Consider the following 10,322-nt stretch of genomic DNA (forward strand, 5'->3'; position numbering starts at 1 on the left):
GATCGTGCGAGGTCAGCTGAGGTTGTCGATGAACTCGAAGAGTTCGTGATCGTCCGCGGTGTCGAGGTGGTCGGCGTCGCCGCCCGGATCGGCGGCGCCGGCGTCCCTGCCTTCGAGTTCACGCAGCAGGGCGGACAATGTGGTCGCCAGGGACGACCGGTCGGCGGCGGAGAGTTCGGCGGAGGCGGGACTGTGGGCCAGCGCTTCGACTTCGGCGGCGAGCCGTTTCGCCGGGTCCTCCACCGGAGCGATCTCCTGGCGGAGATAGCCCGCCAGGTCCCTCGGCGTCGGGTAGTCGAACATCGCTGTCGCGGGCACCTGGACGCCTGCGGCCGATTTCAACCGGTTGCGGAATTCCATGACACCGAGTGAGTCGAATCCGATGTCGCTGAAGGGTTTGTCGGCGGCGATGGTCTCGGCGTCGCTCCCGAGCACCGCCGCGGCCTCGGCGCGGATCAGATCGAGGACGACGCGGTCCTGCTCGGCGGTCGACAGGCCCGCAAGGCGGTGCACCGGTTGCGGCGATCCGCCCACCACGGTCTCGGCTCGGCCCCGGGCGGGTCCGACCAGGTCGCGCATGATCGGCCGCGGGTCGTGATCGGCGATCTCCGTGAGCGCGGACCGGTCGATGCGGGCCGCCACGCACGCGGCCCTGCTGCCGGACAGCGCGGCGTCGAACAGCGCCATCCCCTCGCGCTCGCCCAACGGCGGGAAACCCTCCCGCCGCAAACGGGCGAAGTCGGCGTCAGCGAGTGTCCGCGTCATGCCGGTGCTCTGCTGCCACGGCCCCCAGGCGATCGACGTCGCCGCCAGGCCGTTCACCCGCCGGTGTTGCGCCAACGCGTCCAGGAACATGTTCGCCGCCGCGTAATTCGCCTGCCCCGCATTACCGATCACACCCGCGATCGACGAATACAACACGAACATCGACAGATCCAGATGCCGCGTCGCCTCGTGCAGATTCCACGCCGCATCCACCTTCGGCCGCAACACCTCCGCGATCCGCTCCGCCGTCATGTTGTCCAGCAGCGCGTCGGCCAGCACCCCGGCTGCGTGCACGACACCGGTCAACCGATGCTCCGGCGGGATCGCCGCCAGGACCGCATCCAGCGAATCCCGGTCCGCCGCATCGCAAGCGACTACGTCCACGTGCGCGCCGAGAGCGACGAGTTCGTCGCGCAGCTCAACCGCTCCCGGTGTCTCCGGGCCGCGTCTGCTCGCCAGCACCAATCTGCGCACCCCGTACTCGGTGACCAGATGCCGAGCCGCCAACGCCCCCAACCCACCGGTGCCACCGGTGATCAACACCGTGCCCTCGGGCCGCAGCGGCGCGGGCACGGTCAGCACGTTCTTGCCGATATGCCGAGCCTGGCTCATGAATCGCAATGCCTCGGGCACATCCCGGATGTCCCATGCGGTGAGTGGAGACGCGGTGAGGACACCCGCCTCGAACAGATCGACGATGCGGGTCAAGATCTCGTTGAGCCGGTCGGGCGCCACGTCCATGAGCATGAAACCGGTGTAGGCGACTCCGGGATGTTCGGCGGCCACCTGTGCCGGATCACGCCGATCCAACATCCCCATCTCCACGAACCGGCCACCCGGCCCGAGCAGACGCAAACCCGCATCGACGAACTCACCCGCCAACGAATCCAACACCACATCCACACCACCCAGCCCCGCACGGAACTTCCCCTCGAAGTCCAGCGACCGCGAATCACCGATCTCCTCGTCCCCGAAACCCAACCCCCGCAACACACCCCACTTCGGTCGACTCGCCGTCACCAACAACCGCACACCCAACCACCGCCCCAACTGCACCGCCGCCAAACCCACCCCACCCGTCGCCGCATGCACCAACACCCGCTCCCCAGCACGCACCCCCGCCACATCCACCAACCCATAAAACGCCGTCGCGAACACCGCAGGCACCGCCGCCGCCTCCGCAAACGACCACCCCGCCGGCATCCGCACCACCAACCGGCAGTCCGCCACTACGACCGACCCCACACCGGTCAAGAACCCGAAAACCCGTTCACCCGGAACGAGGTTCGGCACTCCGGAACCCACCTCGACCACCACACCGGCACCCTCCACACCCAGCACAGCGTCCGGATCGGGGTACATCCCCAAGGCGATGAGGGCATCGCGGAAATTGAGACCGACCGCCCGCAGCGCCACCCGGACCTCGCCGGGGCCGAGCGGCCGCGACGCCTCCTTCGTCTCGATCAGCGTCAGGTTGTCGCCGGTCAGCGAGCCCTTGCCGTGGTGGGTCAGCGCCCACGCCGCCGCTCGCGTCGCCACGCTCGCGTTCCCGACGTCGCCCGCCGCCCGGTGCAGACGCGGAACGTGCGCGACACCACGGCGGACGGCGAACTGGGGTTCGGTGCTCATGGTCATCGCGAGCGCGACGCTCTCTCGATATTCGGCCCAGTCGTCGACGTCGACGACGAGGATCCGATCCGGATGCTCGCTCTGGACGGTGCGCAGTAATCCCCACACCGCTCCCGCGGACGGATCCACCGATTCACCCGGATGCACCGCCACGGCCCGGCGAGTGACCACGACGATGAGGTCTTCCCCATCCAGCAGCCGCCGCACCCGCGTGGTCACCGCGGTCACCACATCGTGTGCCGATGCCGGTAGAGCGCGGTCCGGGGCTTCGTCGAGCCGGATCACCGTCGCCACCCGCCCCGTGACGCGCACGGTCTCGCCGTCCTCGGCTGCGCTCCAGACTCCGGCGTCCGCGGCCTCGTCCTCCGGCACGGACGACGCGACCCACTCCACCCGGTAGCCGAGTCCCTCGCTGGACGGCCGGGTTCGGCCGAGTGCCTCGACCGGGATCGGGCGCATGGTCAACGCGTCCACCTCGGCCACCGGCAGGTCCGCGGTATCGGTGAGGCGCACCGCGATCCGCGACCCCGCGGCCGTGGAGCCGGACACGGACGCGTGGACCCGCAGCGTGGTCGCTCCCGTCGCGTACAGCCTGACGTTCTCCCAGGAGAACGGCACCGCGACCGTCCCATCCGGCACGTCGGAGACGAGCCCGCCGAGCAGGACCGCGTGCAGCGCCGCGTCCAGCAATGCCGGATGCACCCCGAATTCGGCGGCACCGGCGCGGCCGGGCTCCGGCAGTGTCACTTCGGCGAAGACTTCGCCGTCACCGCGCCACAGAGCGGTCAGCCCCTGGAACACCGGACCGTATTCGTAGCCACGCTCGGCCAGCTCCGCGTAGACAGCGGGAATATCGATCGCGGCCACACCGTCCGGTGGGCGGACGGCCACGACCGAGGCCTCGGCCGCATCCGCTTCGGCGGTGATGGTGGCGACGGCGTGCCGGATCCACGGCGGTGCGTCCGTGCCCGAGCTCCGGTCGGCCGCATCGTGCCCGGCATGAGATGCGGCCTCGTCCGACCGGGAGTACACCGACACCCTGCGCCTGCCCGGCTCGTCCGGTGCGGCGGCCACCACCCGTAGCTCGACGGTCCCCGATGACGGCACCACCAAGGGCGCCTCGAGCACCAGTTCCGACACCCGCGTGCACTCGACCACCGCGCCGACGTGCAGGACGAGCTCCACGAAGGCGGTTCCGGGCAGCAACGCCACACCCGCGACAGCGTGATCGGACAGCCACGGATACGCCGAACGCGACAGCCTGCCGGTGAACACCGCCTCGTCGGTGTCCGGCAGCCGAACCATCGCCGCCAGCAACGGATGCGCCGCCTCGTCCAGACCCGACTGCCGGATATCCGGCACGCCGCCGGGCACCAGCCAGTGCCGCTTGTGCTCGAACGCGTATCGCGGCAAGTCCACCCGGGTGGCGACGGGCGCCAATGCCCCTGCGGCCAGGTCGATACCGGCACAGTGGGCGCGCGCCAGCGCGAGCGAGAGTTGTTCCGGCCCACCGAGTTCGCGTTTCAGGGTGCCCAGGACGGCCACGCGGCCGGACATGCCGAGGGCATCCGCCGCCAGCTCGATCCCTACGGTCAAAACCGGGTGCGGGCTGACCTCGATGAAGGCGTTCACACCCGCTCGCTGCAGCGTTCCGACCGACTCGGCGAACCGGACCGGCTCGCGCAGGCCGCGATACCAGTAGGCGGCGTCCAGCGTCGCGGTGTCGACATAGTCCGCGGACACGGTCGAGAAGAACGGTACCGAACCGGATACCGGCGCGACCGGAGCCAGCTCCGTCAGGACCCGTTCGCGGATGGCTTCCACCGCGACCGAATGCGACGCGTAGTCCACCGGAATCCGTTTCGCCCACACACCGTCGGCCGCGCAGGCCGCGAGGAATTCGTCCACGGCGGAGGTCTCCCCCGACACCACGGTCTGCCCCGGCCCGTTCACCGCCGCCACCGACAACCGGTCCCCGAACCCAGCCAAGCGGTCCGCGACCGCCTCTGCCGCCAGCCCGACCGACACCATGCCACCGGCCCCCGCCAGTTCCTCCGCGACGATCCGGGACCGGACGGCGACCACACGCGCGCCGTCGGCGAGCGAAAGCCCGCCCGCCACCACGGCCGCCGCGATCTCACCCTGCGAATGCCCCACCACCGCGGCGGGCTCCACCCCGCTCGCCCGCCACACTCGCGCCAGCGACACCAGCACCGCGAAAAGCGCGGGCTGCACCACATCCACCCGGTCCAACGAGGCCGCGCCCGGCTCCCCACGCAGGACGGAGGTCAACGACCAGTCCACGAACGGCGCAAGCGCCGCCTCGCAGTCCGCGATCGACTCCGCGAAAACTCGATGCGTGGCGAGCAGTCCGGCGCCCATCGCGGGCCACTGGCTGCCCTGACCCGGGAACACGAACGCCACCCGCCGCGCCGTGGCACGGCCTGTGACCACGGAATCGCTGTCGGAGGTTGCGGCCAGACTCGCGAGCCCGGACCGCAGATCATCGAGTTCGCGCCCGACCACGGCGGCGCGAAACTCCAGCTGCGCACGGTGCCGCAGCAGTGTGTGCGCCACATCCGCCACGTTCGCGTCGTCTTGCGCGGTGAGCCATTCGGTGAGCCGAGCCGCTTGCGCACGCAATGCTTCCGGGGTACGCGCGGACACCGTCCACGTCCGGACACCACGATCACCGTCACCCGGCTCATCCGCGGCGGTAGGTATTTCGGCCGAAAGCGTCTGCGGCGGCGCCTCTTCCAAAATCAGGTGCGCGTTCGTCCCGCTCATCCCGAACGACGACACCCCGGCACGACGCGGCCGGTCGCCCGCAGGCCAGGGCTCCGGCTCGCTCAGCAGCCGCACCGAACCCGCCGACCAGTCCACGTGCGGACTCGGTTCATCGAGATGCACTGTCTTCGGCAGGGTCTCGTGCCGCAACGCCTGCACCATCTTGATCACGCCACCGACACCGGCGGCCGCGACGGCGTGACCGATATTGGATTTCACCGATCCGATGCGCAGCGGTTCCGCTCGCTCGGCGCCGTAGGCGGCGATGAGCGCCTGCGCTTCGATCGGATCGCCCAGCGCGGTACCGGTTCCGTGCGCCTCCACCGCGTCCACATCGGCGGGTCGCAATCCCGCGTCGGCCAGCGCCGCCGCGATCACCCGTTCCTGCGCCGGACCGTTCGGCGCGGTCAGGCCATTGCTCGCACCGTCCTGGTTGATCGCGCTACCGCGCACGACCGCCAGGACCCGGTGCCCGAGGCGACGGGCGTCGGCGAGGCGTTCGACGACCAGCACGCCGACGCCCTCGGACCAGGTCACGCCGTCGGCCGCGGCGGAGAAGGGCTTGCACCGCGCGTCCGCCGCCAACCCCCGCTGCCGCGCGAAGTCGACGAACAGCGCCGGACTCGCCGAGATGCTCACCCCACCGGCCAGCGCCAGGGAGGTCTCGCCCTGGCGCAGCGCCTGACAAGCCAGGTGCAGTGAGACCAGTGACGAGGAACACGCGGTGTCGATCGTGACCGCGGGACCTTCCAGGCCGAAGGCGTAGGCCACGCGGCCGGAGATGACGCTGTGCGACGTCCCGGTCAGCCGGAAACCCTCGTACTCCCCGGTCACGCCGTCGGCGTAGCCGGAGGCGCAGGCACCGACGTACACACCGGCATCCGTACCGCGGAGCGCGGCGGGGTCCAGGCCCGCGTCTTCCAACGCCTCCCAGGCGACCTCCAGCATCAGCCGCTGCTGCGGATCCATCGCCGCCGCCTCCCGCGGCCCGATGCCGAAGAACGCGGCGTCGAAATCCGCCGTGCCGGAGAGGAATCCGCCTTCGCGGATGTAGACCGTGCCCGGCTCGTCCGGATCGGGATGGAACAGCCGCTCCAGGTCCCATCCCCGGTCTTCGGGAAACGGCGTGATCGCGTCGGTTTCGGAGGCGACCAGACGCCACAGGTCCTCGGCCGATCCGACACCGCCCGGGAAGCGGCAGCCGATCCCGACGATGGCGATCGGCTCGTCGGATCGGGTGCGGCGCACGGTACGCGGCGCGGCGGGATCGGTCCCTTCGAGCCGAGCGCGCACCAGCCGCGCCACCGCGGTGGGCGTGGGGTGGTCGAACATCAGCGTCGCGGGCAGCGTCAGCCCGGTGGCCGCGGCCAGCCGGTCGCGCAACTGGACGCCGCTCAGCGAGTCGAATCCGAAGGCGGTGAACGGCAGATCGGTGGGAACGGCCTCGGGAGACTCATAGCCGAGTACCGCGGCGGCCTGTTCGGCGACGACGTTCAGCACGAGCGCGTCGCGTTCCGGCTCGGGGACGGCGAACAGCCGCGGCGCGAGCGGACCCTCTACCGCGGCGCGCCTGCGGCGCGTCGGCGCGGACACGGGCACCGCCGCCGGGGACTCGTCCGTCACCCGATCGACCATGCGCAGCCGCAGCGAGCCGATCACCAGAACCGGTTCACCGTCCTCGGAGACGGCCGTCACCCGCACGGTGTCCGCATCGACCCGCTCGATCCGCACCTGGGCGGCGGCGATGCCGGAGCGATACAGCTGAGCGCCGGTGAACGACAGAGGCATCGGCGTCCGGGCGGGTGCGTCGTGGGCGAGCAGATCCGTCGCGGCGTGGGCCATGGCATCCAGCAGCGCGGGATGGATGCCGAACCGGCTTTGATCGCCGACCGACTCGTCGAGCGACACCTCGGCGAACGCGTCGCGACCGCGCAGCCAGGACGCCGTGACGCCCTGGAATGCCACACCGTAGCCGAGTCCGCGGCCAGCCAGTCGGTCGTAGAGTTCCTCGGCGGCCACCGGTTCGGCTCCGGCGGGCGGCCACTCGACGTCCGGCCGGGCGGGGATCTCGTCGCGGTCTCCGGCCAGCACTCCCTGCGCGCACCGAGACCATTCCGCAGCGGCACCGGTGGCGGGCCGGGCGTGGATGGTGAACGTCCGCCGACCATTCCCGTCGGCTGCCGCAACGCGCACCTGGATCGTCCACGGCGTGTTCGCAGGCAGCGACGCCTCGATCCGCAGTTCCTCGACCTCTACCGCGCCCACCCGAGCGCCCACGCTCCACGCGACATCGAGCCAGACCGCCGCGGGCACCGCGGGAGCCCCGAAGACGAGGTGATCCGCCAGCCAGCGGTGGATCTCGGGGGTCAACAGCCCGGTGAACAGCCATTCGTCGCGCTCCGCCACCGGCACCGCGGCGCCCAGTATCGGATGATCCGGCGCGATCAGCCCGGCGCGGCGCACATCCGTAAGGCCCGTCCCGGCCTCCGGCGTCCAACACCGGCGGCGCTGAAACGCGTAGACCGGCAGGTCGACTCGCGCGGCGGGCGCGGCGAGCTCCGCCGCCACCGCGTCGATACCGGCGCAGTAGGCCCGGGCCGACGCCGCGGCGAACTCCTCGGGGCCGCCGTGACCGCGCCGCAGTGTGCCGAACACCGCCACCCGGTCGGCTGCGCCCAGCGACCCGGCCACCAGTTCGATCGCCGAGGCGACCACCGGATGCGGACTCGCCTCCACGAAGGCCGTCATCTCCGCGCGCAGCAACGCCTCGATCGCCTCGGCGAAGCGCACCTGCTCGCGCAATCCGCGATACCAGTACGCCGCGTCGAGTCCGGATGTGTCCACGAACTCGGCCGTCACCGTCGAGAAGAACGGGATGGCACCGGTTTTCGGCTGTATCGGCGCCAAGTCGGCCAGCACGCGGTCGCGAATACGTTCCACCGCCGCCGAATGCGACGCGTAGTCCACCGGAACACGTCTCGCCCAGATTCCCTCGGCCGCGCACTCGGCCAGGAACCGCTCGATCGCGTCGGCCGCCCCGGACACCACGGTCTGGCCGGGCGCGTTCACCGCCGCGACCGACAATCGGCCGCCGAAGGCCACCAGCCGGTCGGCGACCGCGTCACCCGGCAAGCCGACCGACGCCATACCGCCCGAGCCCGCGAGCAGTTCCGCGACCGCGCGCGATCGCAGGGCCACCACGCGCGCGCCGTCCGCGAGCGACAGTCCACCGGCCACCACCGCGGCCGCGATCTCGCCCTGCGAATGCCCCACCACCGCGGACGGCCGCACACCGGCCGCCTGCCACCGCCGCGCCAGCGATACCAGCATCGCGAACAGGACCGGCTGCACCACATCCACGCGATCCAGCGAGGCGGCTTCCGGCGTCCCGCGCAGCACGTCGGTCAGCGACCAGTCCACGAACGGCGCCAGCGCCGCCTCGCATTCCGCGATCGACGCCGCGAAGATCTCGTCCGATGCCAGCAGTCCGGCGCCCATTCCGACCCACTGGCTGCCCTGGCCAGGGAACACGAACACCACCCGGCGCGCCGCTGCCCGGCCGGACACCACCGTGGGATCGTCGGCGACCAGGTCGGGTGCCGGGTCGGCCAAGGCGGCGAGCCCGGCACGCATCCGATCGGCGCCGGACCCCACCACCGCTGCCCGCCACTCCAACGGCGTCCGGGTATGGGCGAGCGAGTACGCCACCTCGGCGGTACCCGCTCGCGGGTGCTCCGCCAGCCACTCCCGCAGACGAACAGCCTGCTCCCGCAGGGCTTCCCGGCTCCGGGCCGACAGCACCCACACCGCGGGCCGGGGCTCGCCGGTCATCTCGACGGCAGCCGTCGCGGGCGCCTCCTCGAGGATCACGTGCGCGTTCGTTCCCCCCATCCCGAACGACGAGACACCGGCCCGGCGACGCGCGTCGCCCGTCCACGGCTGCGTACTGGTCTGCACCCGCAGGCCCAACTCGTCCAGCGGGATACGGGGGTTGGGGTTTCGGAAGTTCAAGCTGGGCGCGAGCTGCCCGTGCCGCAGGCACAGTGCGGTCTTGATCAATCCCGCGATTCCCGCGGCGCCTTCCAGATGCCCGATATTGGTCTTGACCGAACCCACGGCCAGCTGCCGGCCCGCCGGGCGGCCCGCGCCGTAGATTTCGCCCAGCGCCGCTGCCTCCACCGGGTCGCCCGCGGGCGTGCCGGTACCGTGCAATTCCACGTACTGCACCGACGCGCCGTCGACCCGGGCCGCCGTCAGCGCGGCCCGGATGACGGCGGCCTGGGTAGCGGCGCTCGGGGCGCTCAACACCTGCCGCTCGTTGCCGTTGTTGACGGCACTGCCACGGATCACGGCGTAGATCCGGTGTCCCGCGGCGATCGCACGCTCCACCGGCTCGAGCACGATCATGCCGCCGCCTTCGCCGCGGACGGTGCCGTCGGCCCGGTCGTCGAAGGTGTGGCATTTCCCCGACGCCGAATGCGCGCCGAACTGCTCGTACCGCTCGCCGCTCAACGGAGACAGGATGAGATTCAGCCCGCCCGCCACGGCCACCTCGCATTCGCCGCCGCGGATCGATTCGCAGGCCAGGTGCACCGCGACCAAGGACGAGGACTGCCCGCTGTCGACGACCAGGCTCGGCCCGGTGAACCCGTAGTAGTTCGAGATCCGGTTGGCGGCGACCCCTCGTCCGACGGCCCACAGCGAATGCCGACCGACGCCGGTGCTGCCCTGCGCGGCAACGATTTCGGCGAAATCGGTGCCGGTGCAGCCGAGGAACACACCCGCCCGCGCGCCCGTCGCGTCGCCGAGACCGGCGTCCTCCCACGCCTCCCAGCTGAGCTCGAGCCCGAGCAACTGCTGGGGGTCGATGGCGTTCGCCTCGTTCGGTGGGACGCCGAAGAATCCGGCGTCGAATTCGGTGGCCGAGTCGAGGAATCCCGCGGTCTCCTCGACACCGGGCCGGTCGGCGGGCGCCCGCCCGACGGCATCGCGGCCCTCGCGCAGCAATCGCCAGAACTTCTCCAGGTCGGAAGCGCCCGGCATCCGGCACGACATTCCGACGATAGCGATGTCATTCGCCGCTTCGACCATGGGATTTCCTCTGTCTCGCCGCTTCGATGCCGCGTGCCACGCCCGCCCGG

General features: G+C 71.3%; 1 protein-coding gene. It reads right to left on the reverse strand.

What is annotated here, in order from left to right; all coding sequences use genetic code 11:
• Nucleotides 1-12 precede the first annotated feature (12 nt).
• Entirely contained in the window at nucleotides 13-10,272 is a 10,260-nt protein-coding gene (locus tag ACWEO7_RS16160) for a type I polyketide synthase (RefSeq protein WP_452424064.1), read from the reverse strand.
• Between the last annotated feature and the right edge of the window lie 50 nt (nucleotides 10,273-10,322).

The sequence above is a fragment of the Nocardia sp. NPDC004260 genome (assembly GCF_053603155.1).

Excerpts from the sequence above, each read along its gene's own strand:
- ACWEO7_RS16160 (WP_452424064.1), bottom strand. The coding sequence starts at position 10,272 with ATGGTCGAAGCGGCGAATGACATCGCTATCGTCGGAATGTCGTGCCGG.